This is a genomic window from Bradyrhizobium sp. LCT2, assembly GCF_009931255.1.
GTDB classification, from domain to species: Bacteria; Pseudomonadota; Alphaproteobacteria; order Rhizobiales; family Xanthobacteraceae; genus Bradyrhizobium; species Bradyrhizobium diazoefficiens.
This window is the reverse complement of record NZ_CP034431.1, coordinates 153,617-171,685: the sequence shown is the minus strand read 5'-3', so window position 1 is coordinate 171,685 and position 18,069 is coordinate 153,617. Positions and strand designations below refer to the sequence as shown.

The following is an 18,069-nucleotide window of genomic DNA, read 5'->3' as shown; positions in this document are numbered from 1 at the left end:
AGCAAACGGAACTGACCGCTGACCAGAATTTATATTTAAATATTGGTCAGTAAGCCCAAAAAAGGGCCTTTGTCCTTCAGGGGGGCTTGCGGCGCGCGCGACGGTTATTTTGGATCCGGCGGAAACCGGTCGAGCCAGTCGAGCACACTCCGCACGACTAGCTCGGCCGTCTGCTTGGCATCGCGTGCCTCTTCCGGTCGAAGATCGGGCACGCCCGCAGGATGATCGGACAACATCCGCCCGGCGTGTATGCGTTGGCGCGTTTGAATTAGGCTGTCTGCCCGGCTTCTCGTGGTCTGATCCAGGATGCTCGATCGTCCTCCGGACGCCGCGCTCGAGACAAGATCGTCGATCCGCCAGGTACACGGATCCCGTTCGAAGTTGTTGGATCCGAATGGGCCTACCTGCATGGATCGCGCGTGCTTGACCACGAACGTTAGCGCACCTTCCACGAGAGCCGCCGCCAGCACGCATACGGAGACGGATGCCGACTGGACATCCGAGCGTTTCAACTCCGAAACGATCTGCACCCACCACGTATGAAACCCAGCGTAGCCGAGCGAGCTCAGCCTCGCAGCGAATGCATCGAATGGCTCCGCGTGTCGGGGCCTCCCATCAGTTCTTCTCGAGATCACATCCTTCACGATCGGCATCAGTTGGGAACGAGTATCGCGGGGCATGGCGACACGTTGCGCTTTCATCTGTTCGCTTGGGAGGGGGCCATTCCCATTGACCGGCATCGCGAAGCGGAGCACGCCGTCCTTTTCCGCCATGTACTCGGCGAATATCAGGATCGTTATTGCGGCTTCGATGCCGGTCTCGGAAATTCCTCGTGAGACGGCCCGCGAAACCAAAGTGTCCCGCTCCATCTGAGCTTTCGCGTGTCCCAGATTCCGCGCAAGTTCGCCGAACTCGGTATAAACGAAGTCGAAAGCCTCGAGATCGCGGTACTCCGGCGTTTCGGGCAGAAAGAACTTCCAAGTGATGAGCGTCTGCTGTTCGGGACCGAGAAGCTTCGATCCCCGTCCCATCGAGTGCAGACCCATGGTCACAAACGCGTCCCCGATCTCGCCCTCTCGGTATCCTCCGCGATCGCCGATTTCTTTGATTTCCGCGAAGGTCAATCCCGGTTCGCGCGGACGTACGAAGACGCTGCATTCGAGAGCCTCCGCGATGAACTTTTTCACCTTCTGCAGATGCATCATTTTCGCGATACTCCAGGGAGGGCCTGTTGCCCGGAACCTCAGTTTGTCACTGTTCGATCGGCGAATCGTCTCGGCCCGATTGTGGGAGCAAAACGCTAAGCCGTCAGGATCTTCAAATTCCGTAGCACGACGGCCGCACTTTCCGCGCTCGACAGGCCTCTCGCCGTCGCTAGGTGCCTCACCGTCTGCCCGACATCACGCGGCCGGGCAGGGCCGTCGCCCTGGGATGTGAAGGGGCCGTCGGTTTCTGTGAGGAGACGATCGATCGGCAAGGAGGAGACCAGCGCCCGCCCACGGTCCGTCTGTAGCATCTGACTGTTGATCGAGAAGTAGCAGCCGAGGTTTGCTGCTCGCCTTGCGTCCGCGGCAGACCCCGTGAACCAATGGAAGACGAATTTCGCGCGGCCGTCCGGGACCTCTTCCTCAATCAAGTCGAGCACCTTGGTTGCCGCCCGCACGCTGTGGATCGACAGAATCTTGCCGCCCGCTTGGGCGCAGCAGCGCAGGATGCGGCGAAAAACCTCCGTCTGACGGTCCAACGAGGTGAAGTAGCGAGGACCCGCGTCGAGGCCGACTTCACCGACATACCTCGTTTCGCCGAGGAGTCTTTCCCAGAGATCAATTTCCCTCCAACGCTCCGCGACCAACTGCGGATGCATTCCGAGTGCAGAGAGCTGGCCCCGCAAATTCGGACAGTAGCTTGAGTGGATTTTCTGCCTGACAGCGGCGAGGATTCTTGCTGCGAATCAGGAGCGAAGATGACGAAGAAGAGCCGCCGGACGCATTCTCCGGCATTCAAGGCGAAGGTTGCTTTGGCTGCGGTCAAAGGCGACAAGACCCTGGCGGAGCTGGCGCAACTGTTTGATGTTCATCCGAACCAGATCACGATCTGGAAAAACCAGCTCCTGGAAGGCGCCGCCGGCGTGTTTGGGCATGACAAGACATCGGCCGAGACGCCGGTCGATTTGAAGGCGTTACATGCCAAGATCGGCGAGCTGGCGTTGGAAAACGATTTTTTGTCCGGCGCGCTCACCAAGGCGGGCCTGCTGAGCGCAAAGCGATGATCGACCGCGGTCATGATCTTTCTATCGTGCGCCAGGCGAAGGTCCTGAAGCTGGCTCGCAGCACGGTCTACTATGAACCTCGGCCAGTTTCGGCCGAGGACCTTGCCTTGATGCGTCGGCTCGATGAGCTGCATCTCGATTATCCCTTCGCGGGAGCGCGTATGCTACGATCGTTGCTGCGGCGGGAGGGGGTATACGCCGGTCGCCGCCACATCGCGACGCTGATGAAGCGCATGGGGATCGAGGCGGTCTATCGTCGCCCGAACACGAGCAAGCCGGCTCCGGGTCACAAGATCTACCCGTACCTGTTGCGCGGATTGAAGATCGAGCGGCCCGACCATGCGTGGGCAATGGACATCACCTACATTCCGATGCGGCGTGGCTTCGTCTATCTCGCGGCGGTCGTCGATGTGTTCAGCCGACGGGTCCTGGCCCATCGCGTCTCGATCACAATGGAGGCGGCCTTCTGCGTCGAAGCGGTCCAGGAGGCGTTGGCGAAGCACGGCAGGCCCGAGATTTTCAACACGGATCAGGGCAGCCAGTTCACCAGCCTCGAGTTCACCGATGTGCTGCTGGACGCGAAGATCGCCATCAGCATGGACGGCAAGGGCGCCTGGCGCGACAACGTGTTTGTCGAGCGGCTCTGGCGCACGGTCAAATACGAAGAAGTTTATCTCCGCGCCTACGACAGCGTGTCCGAGGCGCGAGCGTCAATTGCCAAGTATCTGGCCTTCTACAATCAGGGACGCCCTCACTCGAGCCTTGACGGGCGCACGCCCGACGAGGCTTACTTCGGCACGCAAGCTATGGTGATGGCCGCATGACCGTCGCCGACGATTTTGTCGTCGCTCTGGTCGGGCTACGCCCTCCCGACGCAACGACAAAATCGTAAAGCCCCGCGTTCAGCATAACCCGGCAGGAATCCACTTAAATCCAGCGGGGCGCTGTCCAAACAACCGGGGCCAGCTCTCCTTCGAACAAGATCTGACCCACTTCGTCGACCACACATACTGACGTTTCTTTTTGCGAGACATCCAGCCCAACATATTGCTTCATGGCCCCCTCCGATTCGTGAGATTGCGGGAAGGCTTGAAGATAGCGGACCTTTTTGAGTCGCGGGCGCCGACCGCAATTACGTCATCGTTTGCAATATTGACCCCCTAAGCCGGGGGATCGGCGTCCAAAAAAGCCGCGCCGATCCACAGTACTCTGCCGCCATGTTGTCGGGCAAGGCGTCACCGCACGAACGTCGAACCCGTTCGGACCATTTCTGGTCGTTGGTCTACTCGTCATGCTTGCTGTGCAGAGAAACGTTGCAGGTATCCTTTTCTAGACTAGCTCGGCGGCACCTGCGATTGCCGCCGACGGTCTGGTGAATTGGTCAAGGCCATCGAAAGGCATCGAGCCAGAACTCGGCGGTTTTCTGGGATGTTCATCATCGTCGTGTGGTCACCCGGAACGGACACGGCGTGAATGGCCTCGGGACGCAAAACCCTGTCCCACCCCCGCGACGACGAACTTGCTTCCTGACCTATTGGACGTCGTGCACGACGGCTGCGGACAGGCGCGTTGACATAAAACTGGTTGATCTCGATTCCAAGAGGTGGAACTTCATACAATTCCAGTGCCCTTTGGAACTGCGCGGCCTTTTCATACGTCAGAAGAAGGCTTTCTAGATCACGATCCAGGGGTATCGCCCCAATTTGCTGTGCCTTTTGAATCAGTTGGCCAATCGAGCTGTTTGCAGCAAATCGTTCTAAGAATCGGAAGCTCTCATCTTCCAAGAATTCCATAGAATCCAGTAGCACTTCCCGTGCCATTTGGGTCAGCGATAAGCTTCGTCGATTTGCAGGTAACGCAGCATCCATAAAGGCCATGAATGACACAGGTTCATTCAGATTCAGCAACTGCTGCGCAATTGCGTAAGCCAAGATTGCCCCTGATGAGTATCCAGCAAAGCGATACGGTCCATGTGGCTGGATCTCTCTAACTGCTAGCATTACTTCCGCAGCTATTGCCTCAAGAGTTGGTGGATGTACGTCGTCGAAATGCGGCCATGGCAAAGCATAGACCGGACAGTCTAGGTCCATTTCCTTCACGAGGGGGAGGACATAGGAACAATCGCCCAACCCTGTGGGAACAAAGAAGAGCGGTGGCTGTGATCCCGTTTCCAGAATGGAAATCACTTGCGGGCTGCTGAGCTGTCGCTTCAAATGAATCTTCGATGCAAGCTCCCTCAGAACAGGGGCTTGGAAGAGGTCGGCAGCGCTAAACGTCAGTCCAGCTTCTAGTGCTCGACTGAGCAGCTGCACCGCCAAGAGCGAGTGGCCGCCCAGTTCGAAGAAGTGGTCGTGGCGTCCGACCCGCTCCACACCGAGAAGCTCGGCCCAAATCTGTGCCAGCGCCGCCTCGATCTCGCCTTGGGGCGGCTCATAGGCGCGATGCGCATACGCCTCATCGTCCGGCGCCGGCAGCGCCTTGCGATCGAGCTTGCCATTCACCGTCAGCGGCAGGGCCGCCAGCCGCACAAACGCCGCCGGCATCATGTAGTCTGGCAGATGCGCGCCCACATGCGCCCGCAACGTGGCGGCCAGCTCAGCTCCAGCGACATCCAGCTCATCCGATCGAGCTTCAGGCGCACACACCACATAGGCCACCAGCCGCTTCTCGCCAGTGCCATCCTGTTGCGCCACCACCACCGCATCGCGCACCCAGGCATGCTCGATGAGCCGCGCCGCAATCTCGCCCGGCTCAATCCGGAAGCCGCGGATCTTCACCTGATCGTCGTTGCGGCACAAAAACTCAAGATTGCCGTCCGGCAGATAGCGCGCCAGATCGCCAGTGCGGTACAGCCGGTCGCCGTCCACAAACGGGCTGGCGATGAACCGCTCCGCCGTCAGCTCCGGCCGGTTCAGATAGCCGCGCGCAACACCCGCCCCGCCAATGTAAAGCTCACCCGCCGCCCCAAACGGAACCGGCGCACCGTGTCCGTCCAGCAGGTACACCCGCGTGTTCGCAATCGGACGGCCAATCGTCTCGACGACAGTCTCTCCCCGTCGCATGCAAATCCAGGTCGAGTACGTCGTGGTTTCCGAAGGCGCGTACAGATTGCAGATCTTCTCGACCCGACTGCTCTCGAAAGCCTTCTCTATGAGGCCTGCCTTCAGCCGCTCGCCCGCCAAATTGATGACCCTTGTCGAGGGCGGCACGGCTTTGTTATCGACCAGAGAGGCGATCGCCGAGGGGACTGTGTTGATCAAGGAGACATCCAAGGACGTGTGCGCCAGCGTCAACGCACTCTCGACAAGATAAAGCGTGCTTCCTTGTGACAGCGGAACGAAGCACTCATAGACCGACAGATCAAAACTGATCGAGGTGGAGAACAGCATGCGGCTGGTCTCCTCCGCAAACACGCCGCTGCTCCAATGCAGCAGGTTCACCGTGCTCGCATGCTCGATCATGACGCCCTTGGGGGTGCCGGTTGAGCCGGAGGTGTAGATCACATAGGCGAGATGGCGCGAGGTCAGCCCAAGCGCGCGCGGGTCCGGATCCGACGCTGGCAGATTTGCCCATTCCGGCGTCGCCGCCGCCAGATCGACCACCGTCAGATCGGCCAGCGCCTTAGCGCCCAGCGCGGCGCGGCCGGCCGCATCGGCCAGCAGCAACTGCGGAGCGGCATCGTCGAGAACCTGCCGCAGCCGCGCCGGCGGATAGGCCGGGTCCAGCGGCAGGTACGCCCCGCCCGCCTTGAGGATCGCCAAAAGCCCGACCACCATCGCCACGCTGCGCGCAACGCAGATCGCCACCGGCTGGTCCGGCCTGACCCCGAGCCCGATCAGATGATGCGCCAGGCGGTTGGCCCGCGCATTGAGCTCGCGATAGCTTAGCCGCTCCTCCTCGCAGACCACCGCCACCGCGTCCGGCGCACGGCGAACCTGTGCCTCGAACAGCTCGTGGATGCACACGTCCGACGGATAGGCCGCCGCCGTCCGGTTCAGCTCCTCCAGCAGATAGGCGCGCTCGGCGGCTGGCAAGATGTCCAGCTCGCGCACTGGCGTGCTCGGCGCATGCTCCAGCGCCTCCGCCAGCTGCGCGAGCGTGTGCTGCATGTAGCCGCAGACCCGATCCGCTGAGACGCCCTCCGTCACCTGCGCCGTCAGACCGAGCGCCTCGCCAAAATCCTCCACCGACAAGGTCAGCGGATAGTTGGTGCGCTCCTCCTCGCCCAGCCATTCCACGCCGGACAGCACATCATCGGCTGCGGAGGCGGAGATCGCCGCCGGCGTGTTGTGGCGGTAGTTCAACAGCGCGCTGAACAGCGGCGCCGGCGCCGCAACGCCGCTGCAGCGCTGCGCCAGCGCCAGCGAGGCATGCTCGTGCGCCAAAAGCTCGCCCAGCCGGGCATGCGTGGTTCGCACGCTCGCCTCGACCGCGGTCCCATCAAGATCAAGCCGCAGCGGCAGGGTGTTGATGAACAGGCCCATCGCGCGGTCGCCACCCGCACCCCCATGCATGCGGCCGAACAGCACCGTGCCGAACACCACCTGCTCGCGCCCGCTGCTGCGCGCCACCACCTGACCCCAGGCCAGATGGCACAGGCTCGCCAGGCTCACCCCCAGCCGTCGCGCCTGGCTGCGCAGCCGCGCGTTCAGCTGCTGCGGCAGCATCCGCTGCGCCTCTCGAACCCCGCTGCCGTCGCCGCGCACCTCGCGCAAGCCGAACGGCGTGCTCGGCTCGTCGATGTCTGCCAGCCACCCCCGGAAGAACGCTTCATGCGCCTTTGCATCAACGCCCAGGCGCGCCTGCGCCACCAGGTTGCGGAACGGCTGTGGCGCGCTCAGCTCGTGCTCGCGTCCCTCCAGCACAGCCTGGACCTCGGCACGCATCACCTCCAGCGTCGTGTGATCCCCGATCAGATGATGCTGCAGCTCCAACAGCAGCCAGCGCCCATGGCCGGGCTCGCGCACAATCACAAACCGCAACAAGGGCGCTCGGCCAAGATCGATGCGGTGCTGGCGCGGATCAAACCGATCCTTAAGCTGCGCGGCGCCAGGACCAGCAGACCCGTCCAGCTCGACCTCGCTCACCTCCAGCGGTGCGTGGCGCCACACCACCTGCGCCGGGCGCGACAGCCCCTCCCACACGAACGAGGTGCGCAGAATGTCGTGCCGGTCCACCACCCGCTGAACCGCGGCAAGATAGCGCTCCAACAGGTCACGATCGGCAAACGCCATCTGCGAGACCAGCAGGTACGGATCGCCCATTGTCGCCAACAGATGATGGAACAGGATGCCGTCCTGCAGCGGCGACAAGCTATAAATGTCCTGGATGTTGCCGACGCCGCCGGGCACTGTGGCGAGGATCCGGTCGATCTCGCCCTGCGCCAGCTCAATGAGCGGCAACATCTCTGGCGTGATCGCCGTACTCTGTTCGGTGATCCGATTGGCCGGGACCGCCACCTCCTGATGACTGCCCAGGCTTGCGGCCTGATCGGCCAGCACCGGCCTGGCGAACAGCGTGCGCACCTCAACCCCCAGCGACCGCCGCCGCAAACGCTCGATCAGTTGCACCGCCAGCAGCGAGTGCCCGCCGAGCGCAAAGAAGTGGTCGTGGCGTCCGACCCGCTCAACACCCAGAAGCTCGGCCCAGATCTGTGCCAGCGTGATCTCGATCTCGCCTTGCGGCGGCTCATAGGCGCGATGCGCATACGCCTCATCGTCCGGCGCAGCCAGCGCCTTGCGGTCCAGCTTGCCATTCACCGTCAGCGGCAGCGCCGCCAGCCGCACGAACGCCGATGGCACCATGTACTCCGGCAGGTGTGCACTTATGTGGGCGCGCAAGGCGCCGGCAAGCTCGCTTCCCTCCAGCCCGTTCGAAGCTGCTTCCGGCGCGCACACCACATAGGCGACAAGACGCTGCTCGCCGCCGGGGCCCTCGTGCGCCACCACCACCGCCTCGCGCACGAACGGGTGCTCGCAAAGCCGCGCCGCGATCTCGCCCGGCTCGATCCGGAAGCCGCGGATCTTCACCTGGTCGTCGTTGCGGCCCAAAAACTCCAGATTGCCGTCCGGCAGATAGCGCGCCAGATCGCCGGTGCGGTACAGCCGGTCGCCGTCCACAAAGGGACTGGCGATGAACCGCTCCGCGGTCAGCTCGGGCCGGTTCAGATAACCGCGCGCCACCCCGCCCCGCCAATGCAGAGCTCTCCCACCGCACCGAACGGCACCAGCCCGCCATGATCATCCAGCAGATAGACCACCGAATTCCGGATTGGTCGTCCCAGTGGCACCCGTTGCTGGCCATCGAAGCGAGCAGGCACCGGGTAGCAGAGACTGAAGGTGGTGTTCTCGGTCGGGCCGTAGCCATTTGAGATTCGCAGCGTCGGATGTCGCTTCTGACACGCTCTGATGGAACTGGCTGAGACCTCTTCGCCCCCGACCAGCAGTTGCTGCAGCCCACTGGTGCTCCGCCCCTCCCCGACATAGACGTCGAACAACCGCGCAGTCATCCAAGCGATAGTGATGCCTTGGTCTCGGATGATCCGGGCCAGCGTTGCCGTCGAGAGATAGCGTTCAGGATAGAGCACAACACTGGCGCCGTTCGCCAAGGCTCCCCAGACTTCGAACGTGGTCGCATCGAATGTCGGCGAGGAAGCGTTGAGAAAAACGTCCTGCGGCGAGATCTCGACGAAATCGTTCTCCGCCACCAGACGCACCACTCCGCGATGCTCGACCATGACCCCCTTAGGGGTGCCTGTTGATCCGGAGGTGTAGATCACATAGGCGAGATGGCGTGAGGTGAGGCCAAGCGCGCGCGGGTCCGGATCCGACGCCGGCAGGTTTGCCCACGCCGGCATGGCCGTCTCCAGATCCACCACGCTCACATCGGCCAGCGCATCGGCGCCCAGCGCGGATCGGCCGGCCGCATCGGCCAGCAGCACTCGCGGCGCCGCATCGTCGAGAACCTGCCGTAGCCGCGCCGGCGGATAGGCCGGGTCCAGCGGCAGGTACGCCGCGCCCGCCTTGAGGATCGCCAAAAGCCCGACCACCATCGCCACGTTGCGCGCAACGGACATCACCACCGGCTGGTCCGGCCTGACCCCGAGCCCGATCAGATGATGCGCCAGGCGGTTGGCCCGCGCATTCAGCTCGCCATAGCTTAGCCGTTCCTCCTCATGGACCACCGCCACCGCGTCCGGCGCACGGCGAACCTGCGCCTCGAACAGCTCGTGGATGCACACGTCCGACGGACAGGCCGATGCCGTCCGGTTCAGCTCCTCCAGCAGATACGCGCGCTCGTCAGGTGGCAGGATGTCCAGCTCCCGCACCGGCCTGTCGGGAGCCTGCTCCAATGCATCTGCCAGCTGCGCGAGCGCCCGCTGCATGTAGCCGCAGACCCGATCCGCAGAGATTGGCTCCGCCACCTGCGCCGTCAGGCCGAGCGCCTCGCCAAAATCCTCCACCGACAAGGTTAGCGGATAGTTGGTGCGCTCTTCCCCGCCCAGCCATTCCACGCCGGACAGCACATTATCGGCTGCGGAGGCGGAGATCGCCGCCGGCGTGTTGTGATGGTAGTTCAACAGCGCGCTGAACAGCGGCGCCGGCGCCGCAACGCCGCTGCAGCGTTGCGCCAGCGCCAGCGAGGCATGCTCGTGCGCCAGCAGCTCGGCCAGCCGCGTATGGGTGGTCCGCACGCTCGCCTCGACCCGGGTCCCGTCCAGGTCAAGCCGCAGCGGCAGCGTGTTGATGAACAGACCCATCGCACGGTCGGCACCCGCCCCGCCATGCATGCGGCCGAACAGCAGCGTGCCGAACACCACCTGCTCTCGGCCGCTGCTCAGCGCCACCACCTGCCCCCAGGCCAGATGGCACAGGCTCGCAAGGCTCACCCTGAGCCGCCGCGCCTGAGCGCGCAGCCGATCGTTGAGCGCCTGCGGAAGCATCCGATGCGCCTCGCCGATCCCGCTGCCGTCGCCATGCACCTGGCGAAGCCCGAACGGCAGCGTCGGCTCGTCGATGTCGCCCAGCATCTCCTGGAAGAACGCTTCATGCGCCTTGGCATCGATGCCAAGCCGCGCCTGCGCCACCAGATTGCGGAACGGCTGCGGGGCTGCCAGCTCATGCTCGCGTCCCGCCAGCACGGCCCGGACCTCGGCGTGCATTACCTCCAGCGTGGTGTGATCCCCGATCAGGTGATGCTGCAGCTCCAGCAGCAGCCAGCGCGCACTGCCGGGCTCGCGCGCGATCACAAACCGCAACAGCGGCGCCCGGCCAAGCTCAATGCGCAGCCGGCGCGGATCAAACCGATCCCTGAGCTGCTCGGCTCCACCGCCATGAGCGGCATCCAGCTGGACCTCGATCACCTCCAGTCGCGCCTCCCGCCACACCACCTGGGCCGGGCGCGACAGCCCTTCCCAGACAAATGACGTCCTCAGGATATCGTGCCGATCCACCACCCGCTGAACCGCGACAAGATAGCGCTCCAACAGGTCACGATCGGCAAACGCCATCTGCGAGACCAGCAGGTACGGATCGCCCTTTGTCGCCAACAGATGATGGAACAGGATGCCGTCCTGCAGCGGCGACAAGCCATAAATGTCCTGGATGTTGCCGACGCCGCCGGGCACTGTGGCGACGATCCGCTCGATCTCGCCCTGCGTCAGCTCAATCAGCGGCAGCATCTCTGGCGTGATCGCCGGACTCTGTTCGCTGATCAGGTTGGCCGGGACCGCCACCTCGTGATGACTGCCGAGGCTCGCGGCAAGATCCGCCAGCACGGGCTTTGCAAACAAGGTCCGCACCTCGACCCCCAGCGACCGCCCCCGCAGCCGCTCCATCAGCTGCACCGCCAAGAGCGAGTGGCCGCCCAGTTCGAAGAAGTGGTCGTGGCGTCCGACCCGCTCCACACCGAGAAGCTCGGCCCAAATCTGTGCCAGCGCCGCCTCGATCTCGCCTTGGGGCGGCTCATAGGCGCGATGCGCATACGCCTCATCGTCCGGCGCCGGCAGCGCCTTGCGATCGAGCTTGCCATTCACCGTCAGCGGCAGGGCCGCCAGCCGCACAAACGCCGCCGGCATCATGTAGTCTGGCAGATGCGCGCCCACATGCGCCCGCAACGTGGCGGCCAGCTCAGCTCCAGCGACATCCAGCTCATCCGATCGAGCTTCAGGCGCACACACCACATAGGCCACCAGCCGCTTCTCGCCAGTGCCATCCTGTTGCGCCACCACCACCGCATCGCGCACCCAGGCATGCTCGATGAGCCGCGCCGCAATCTCGCCCGGCTCAATCCGGAAGCCGCGGATCTTCACCTGATCGTCGTTGCGGCACAAAAACTCAAGATTGCCGTCCGGCAGATAGCGCGCCAGATCGCCAGTGCGGTACAGCCGGTCGCCGTCCACAAACGGGCTGGCGATGAACCGCTCCGCCGTCAGCTCCGGCCGGTTCAGATAGCCGCGCGCAACACCCGCCCGCCAATGTAAAGCTCACCCGCCGCCCCAAACGGAACCGGCGCACCGTGTCCGTCCAGCAGGTACACCCGCGTGTTCGCAATCGGACGGCCAATCGGAGGCAATTGCGGCCAGCATGATGGATCAGCCGCGAGATGGTGCTCAGTAACAACGTGGGTTTCCGTGGGCCCATACTGATTTATCAACCTTGCTCTCGGGTGCGTTTCGAAGAACGACCTGATCTCGGGGGTGGCTCGTAATTGCTCACCCGCTGTATAGACTTCCCTCAAAGAAGGCAGCAGCGTCCCCCGAGCGCAGCAAACTTCGGCAAAATGATTCAAGGCCACGAATGGGAGGAAAAGCCTTTCAATCTCTTCTCTCCACACAAAGTCCAACAACTCGGAGAAATCGGCACGGATCTCTTCCCGCACCAGCACGAGCAGCCCGCCGTCCCTCCAGCAACTGAACAATTCCTGGAACGAGACGTCGAAATTCAAAGTCGTGAACTGAAGTGTACGTCGTTTTGGCGCGTCACACTCCGGCGAGGACCAGAGCAAATTCATAAGCGACCTGTGGGGCATTTCCACGCCCTTAGGCATGCCTGACGACCCCGAGGTGTAGATCACATAGGCGAGATGGCGCGAGGTCAGGCCGAGCGCGCGCGGGTCCGGATCCGACGCTGGCAGATTTGCCCATTCCGGCGTCGCCGCCGCCAGATCGACCACCGTCAGATCGGCCAGCGCCTTAGCGCCCAGCGCCGCGCGGCCGGCCGCATCGGCCAGCAGCAACTGCGGAGTGGCATCCTCGATCACCTGGTGCAGCCGCGCACTCGGATAGGCCGGGTCCAGCGGCACATAGGCCCCACCCGCCTTGAGGATCGCCAGCAGCCCCACCACCATCATCGGACTGCGCTGCAGGCAGATCGCCACCGGCTGGTCCGGCTTCACTCCAATTGCGATCAGATGATGCGCCAGGCGGTTGGCCCGCGCATTGAGCTCGCCATAGCTTACGCGCTGGTCCCGATAGACCACCGCCACCGCATCCGGCACCTGGCGCACCCGGGCCTCGAACAGCTCATGGATGCACCGGTCCGACGGATAGGCCGCAGCGGTCCGGTTCAGCTCCTCCAACAGATACGCCCGCTCAGAGGATGACAACAGTTCAACCCGCGACACTGGCTGCTGCGCATCGGCCTTCACAGCAAACAACAAATTCTGCAAATGCTGTGTCATACGCTCGATCTGATTCGGCTCCAGGCGACTTGCATCAAAGTGCCATCGGAAGTTCCCATCCAGAGCGCAAATCTCGAGCGTTAGCAACTCACCGGAGCGAGCTATCTCAGAACTGGAGCTCGAAGCCGACTCTTCAGCAGCAGAACAGCTCTCTCCGGTAAGCGTAACGCCAATCGGCCAGGGCCGGCGCAATCGTAGCGCCTCCACCCCGCGCAACGTCGGGCATCGCGCAATAAGATCCCGCGCAAAGGTATCCTGCTCGTTCAGCTGAGCGAATTCGGCCGCGACCGCCGTGCGCGCCTCTGCGAAATCATTATCGAGGTCGATAGTAATTGCCATCGGCACGACAGACGCGACAAGCACCTCGAGCGCTTTCACGCCGGCTCGCGATCCACTCGGCACGGGAGTCCATCCCAATTGAAGCTCTGATTCCCCCGTGATGCGGGCGAGATAGCCCAGCCAAGCAGTTAGCAAGAATTCCGTGCGATCACTGGGAGATAGCTCAGCCAACGCACTCGGCACGAGCCAAACGCTCGACTGCCATGTCGCCGGAGCCTTGCCTTCTAGCGAAGAAAACGGAAGCTGAACTATGTTGAACTGCTCTAGTCGCTGTCGCCAGAACTCTTCACGAGATGTTAACAATTCGTGGGCAGCTGCTGTGCTTCTCGCCTCAGCTTCGCTTAAGGTCGGGAGGCGGTGGCCTAGATCCATGCCGGAATTCCTCGCGAGTGCCCGCGCATCCACGGGCCGACCATCTGAGCCGCCGAAACAAACATCAACATCCTCCGTACCTGTCGCCACCCGCCAATGGTCGGGGTGATTTCAACGAGAGAGAGCCCGCCCATAAGCCCGAGCGGTTAGACGACACCTCCAAGCACCTGATTGCGACAACGCCATCGCTTCTACATTTGGACCGATTTGAGAACGTCTAATCCGAACCGAAACGAGATGATCGTCACAGAGTTCTACGCATCTTAAGCAACCGACGTGCCAACGATGTTGCGCGAGAGTTCCTCAAAGAACGACGCGCCTATAGCCGTGATAGAGGAGTTTTACTGTTCGACTTGAGGCATCGATGTGGTGAACCAGACACAGCTCAAACAACAACACCGACGACAAGGCGACGATCACCGAAACAAGCAACTGCGTGCGCGAAGATCGGTAAGCATCCATAGGTGTTGACAATAGATGTTGCAGGCCGGCGTCGGATGAGTTCAGCCTTCGGCAGCTCTCCAGCAAGAATGAGAGCCTGCGATTCCAAACCTTCCAGCTTTTCCTGAAACCAAGGCTTGAGGCAGCGTAGCATGGGTGATGGCTTCGCTTCGCGGATAATCCGACAGCTTGTTACCTGCTTGACGGAGCACATCCGCAACCGACTAGCCACGCGGCAATGCGCGGGGGGCGGGGGGGCGAAAAAGCAAGGGTGGTGCGGGCCGGACTAACTCCATCCAGGTCACTGCCGGTTTGATGGACACCGAGATTAAGGGCATCGTCAACTTAATCGCCCGCCGAGCCGAAGGAGGCGATTCTCAGAGGTCGAGAGTCGGCGATAGCGCTTGTCATGGAGATCTCGCGCCAAGTCGCAAAGGCCCGCTCGCGCGAAGCACGACGGAAGTCGGCGGTGGCGGCTCCGGGATAGGGGATGTGGAAAAGGTTCGCGACCTGATCGTGAACAGAGCTGGCCCCGGTTGTTTGGACAGCGCCCCGCTGGATTTAAGTGGATTCCTGCCGGGTTATGCTGAACGCGGGGCTTTACGATTTTGTCGTTGCGTCGGGAGGGCGTAGCCCGACCAGAGCGACGACAAAATCGTCGGCGACGGTCATGCGGCCATCACCATAGCTTGCGTGCCGAAGTAAGCCTCGTCGGGCGTGCGCCCGTCAAGGCTCGAGTGAGGGCGTCCCTGATTGTAGAAGGCCAGATACTTGGCAATTGACGCTCGCGCCTCGGACACGCTGTCGTAGGCGCGGAGATAAACTTCTTCGTATTTGACCGTGCGCCAGAGCCGCTCGACAAACACGTTGTCGCGCCAGGCGCCCTTGCCGTCCATGCTGATGGCGATCTTCGCGTCCAGCAGCACATCGGTGAACTCGAGGCTGGTGAACTGGCTGCCCTGATCCGTGTTGAAAATCTCGGGCCTGCCGTGCTTCGCCAACGCCTCCTGGACCGCTTCGACGCAGAAGGCCGCCTCCATTGTGATCGAGACGCGATGGGCCAGGACCCGTCGGCTGAACACATCGACGACCGCCGCGAGATAGACGAAGCCACGCCGCATCGGAATGTAGGTGATGTCCATTGCCCACGCATGGTCGGGCCGCTCGATCTTCAATCCGCGCAACAGGTACGGGTAGATCTTGTGACCCGGAGCCGGCTTGCTCGTGTTCGGGCGACGATAGACCGCCTCGATCCCCATGCGCTTCATCAGCGTCGCGATGTGGCGGCGACCGGCGTATACCCCTCCCGCCGCAGCAACGATCGTAGCATACGCGCTCCCGCGAAGGGATAATCGAGATGCAGCTCATCGAGCCGACGCATCAAGGCAAGGTCCTCGGCCGAAACTGGCCGAGGTTCATAGTAGACCGTGCTGCGAGCCAGCTTCAGGACCTTCGCCTGGCGCACGATAGAAAGATCATGACCGCGGTCGATCATCGCTTTGCGCTCAGCAGGCCCGCCTTGGTGAGCGCGCCGGACAAAAAATCGTTTTCCAACGCCAGCTCGCCGATCTTGGCATGTAACGCCTTCAAATCGACCGGCGTCTCGGCCGATGTCTTGTCATGCCCAAACACGCCGGCGGCGCCTTCCAGGAGCTGGTTTTTCCAGATCGTGATCTGGTTCGGATGAACATCAAACAGTTGCGCCAGCTCCGCCAGGGTCTTGTCGCCTTTGACCGCAGCCAAAGCAACCTTCGCCTTGAATGCCGGAGAATGCGTCCGGCGGCTCTTCTTCGTCATCTTCGCTCCTGATTCGCAGCAAGAATCCTCGCCGCTGTCAGGCAGAAAATCCACTCAAGCTACTGTCCGAATTTGCGGGGCCAGCTCTCTTCGCCGGTGAAGAACTGGAAGTACGGATCGTGGACCCAGCGCTCGCACACCCCCTCATCGGACAGGCCGTAGATGTGCTTGAGCAGCAGCAATCCGATCACGAATCGGGTCGCGATACCCGGCCTGCCGTTGTCGCTGTAGAGCGGCGCGATCTCGCCGTCGATCCAGTCCCAATCGACCCTGCCGGCGAGCAGAACCAGCTCGTGTCGCATGTTGATGATCTGCTCCAGCCGGGACCGGAACAGATCGTTCGAGCCTGTCGTCCTATGCTTCTTTGGTCGCATCGGTGCCTCCAATGCAGCACAGAATCACGGTTCGCAGCGGCAGGGAAATCCAAAATCGAAATTGCAGGGTTTTGGGCTGTGAAGCCTCAATCCCTTGCAATCTCAAATGCCGTCGCAACCGGAAAACAGACTCCCAATCAAGTGCTTGGAGGCTTGTTCACGGACAACGATGGATGTCCAGACAATCGGACTTGCGGCGCACTAAGCGGATTTGAGTGAACGCTAGTGAGGCTCGCGACAATTAACTACAGTCGCCTTAAGATCGTGGAGCATGCCCGTGATCCCGTCGATGAGCTCGTCGATTTGATCCTTGTTGACGATCAGAGGTGGGCATATCGACAATGCATCGTCTACATTCCGCACGATGATCCCTCGCTCGTGCAGCAACCGGCTCGCAATGCTGCCAACATCGCCCGGTGTAGTAGCGGCGACTTTCCGTTTCTTGTCCAGCACCAGCTCGATTGCCGCAATAAGGCCAACGCCACGGACCTCCCCAACGAGTGGATGGTCAACGAGCGTGCGCAGCCGTTCCTGCATGTAGGCCCCGATGCGGCCAACGTTCGCAATCAGACCCCGCTCCTCGATGAGTTTGAGGTTTTCGAGCGCTACGGCGGCTCCGACCGGGTGACCACCGCCCGTGAAGCCATGAGCCAGCAGTCCAACTTTATTGCTCTCGTCCGCGATTGGTTCGAACATGTAGTCATTCATTATGATCGCAGATAACGGAAAATAACTGGACGTGAGCTGCTTCGACACCACGATTACATCGGGCGCGATGTTGTAGGTTTCGCAACCGAACATTTTTCCGGTCCGGCCAAAGCCGCAAATCACCTCATCAGCGACCAAAAGGATGCTATGCGTTTTTAGTACCCTTTGAATTTTGTCCCAGTAAGTCGGCGGCGGAACGATGACGCCGCCCGCGCCCATTACAGGCTCACCGAAGAATGCTGCAATGGTATCGGCACCTTCGCGCTGAATCAGCGACTCGAGCTCCTCGGCCCGACGCGTTGCAAAGGCCTCCTCCGATTCGCCCGCACGGCTGTCTTTGTAGAAATGGGGGGAGCCCGTGTGCATAATGTTGGGGAGCGGCAGATCGAAAGAGCGGTGGTTGTCTGAAAATCCGGTCAGGCTTGCCGCACCGATCGTGACGCCGTGATAGCCGCGCAGCCGGCTGATGACCTTCTTACGCTGAGGTTGGCCCGCTGCATTCGATCGATAGGCGATCAGCTTCAACACCGTATCGTTCGCTTCCGAGCCGGAATTTGTGAAGAACACCTTACTCATTGGCACCGGAGACATCTTCACCAGCTTCTCGGCAAGCGTGATGGAAGGCCCATTCGATCGTGATGCGAAGGTATGATAGAATGGCAGGATTTGCATCTGGCGATGCGCGGCTTCGATAAGCCGCTTTTCGCTGAAGCCAAGACCCGCACTCCAGAGACCGGCCATCGCATCGAGGTAGCGTTTTCCTGCCGTGTCGAAGACGTAGGGGCCCTCGCCGCGTTCAATTATGAGCGGCCCGGCCCGTTGGTGCGACCGCGCGTTGGTATAGGCGTGAAGCTGATAGGCCACATCTCGGGCCTGTTGAGAACTGGGCAGCATGGTCGGCGTCATCATCGGTTCAGAATTGGATAGGGACCGGAGCATCATGTGCGGAAGCGCCGGTCCGTTTCCGGCTTCTCTGGGCCTTGCGACAGTCGTGGTTGACGATCGCTTTAAAGGGATTCGCGTGTGCCTATGCCTGACGACAGGCTTAAACGCACTGTCTAAGGTGACGATGTCCAAGCACGACAAAGC

Annotated in this window: 4 protein-coding genes and 5 pseudogenes; 1 reads left to right on the top strand and 8 read right to left on the bottom strand. The window is 61.9% G+C overall.

All coding sequences use genetic code 11. The features are described 5' to 3' along the window. Positions 1–104: 104 nt before the first annotated feature. Together EI171_RS00665 and qatD are read right to left on the bottom strand one after the other, a co-directional pair. Entirely contained in the window at positions 105–1,205 is a 1,101-nt protein-coding gene (locus EI171_RS00665; protein ID WP_161532305.1) for a hypothetical protein, read from the bottom strand. 95 nt (positions 1,206–1,300) lie between these two features. After that, positions 1,301–1,864: a Qat anti-phage system TatD family nuclease QatD gene (gene qatD / locus EI171_RS00660; RefSeq protein WP_246740222.1), complete on the bottom strand. Its 564-nt coding sequence runs from the start codon at positions 1,862–1,864 to the stop codon at positions 1,301–1,303. A gap of 99 nt (positions 1,865–1,963) precedes the next feature. Here qatD and EI171_RS00655 point away from each other — a divergent pair. Further along, a protein-coding gene (locus EI171_RS00655) for an IS3-like element ISRj2 family transposase (RefSeq protein WP_086023025.1) occupies positions 1,964–3,093 on the top strand; the annotation gives its coding sequence in 2 pieces (ribosomal slippage) (positions 1,964–2,216 and positions 2,216–3,093; 1,131 coding nt in all). 510 nt (positions 3,094–3,603) lie between these two features. On the opposite strand, the pseudogene EI171_RS46580 reads toward EI171_RS00655, so the two are convergent. The 6 genes and pseudogenes from EI171_RS46580 to EI171_RS00625 all read right to left on the bottom strand — a co-directional run. Continuing rightward, positions 3,604–4,362 (bottom strand): annotated as a pseudogene (locus EI171_RS46580) (thioesterase domain-containing protein); the annotation flags it as partial. A 123-nt stretch (positions 4,363–4,485) separates the two neighbouring features. Further along, positions 4,486–13,660: pseudogene (locus EI171_RS00645) on the bottom strand (amino acid adenylation domain-containing protein); the annotation flags it as partial. Between the two features lie 786 nt (positions 13,661–14,446). Next, positions 14,447–14,626 (bottom strand): annotated as a pseudogene (locus EI171_RS00640) (IS6 family transposase); the annotation flags it as partial. Positions 14,627–14,769: 143 nt separating this feature from the next. Beyond that, positions 14,770–15,898: pseudogene (locus EI171_RS00635) on the bottom strand (IS3-like element ISRj2 family transposase). Between the two features lie 68 nt (positions 15,899–15,966). After that, positions 15,967–16,272, bottom strand: a pseudogene (locus EI171_RS00630) (transposase); the annotation flags it as partial. Between the two features lie 222 nt (positions 16,273–16,494). Beyond that, the gene (locus EI171_RS00625) at positions 16,495–17,886 is read right to left on the bottom strand and encodes an aspartate aminotransferase family protein (RefSeq protein ID WP_161532331.1); all 1,392 of its coding nucleotides are present in this window, start codon (positions 17,884–17,886) and stop codon (positions 16,495–16,497) included. Between the last annotated feature and the right edge of the window lie 183 nt (positions 17,887–18,069).

Bases quoted from the DNA above. Each gene is read 5' to 3' on its own strand.
- EI171_RS00665 (WP_161532305.1), bottom strand. From the start codon at position 1,205: ATGATGCATCTGCAGAAGGTGAAAAAGTTCATCGCGGAGGCTCTCGAA.
- qatD (WP_246740222.1), bottom strand. From the start codon at position 1,864: ATGCATCCGCAGTTGGTCGCGGAGCGTTGGAGGGAAATTGATCTCTGG.
- EI171_RS00625 (WP_161532331.1), bottom strand. From the start codon at position 17,886: ATGACGCCGACCATGCTGCCCAGTTCTCAACAGGCCCGAGATGTGGCC.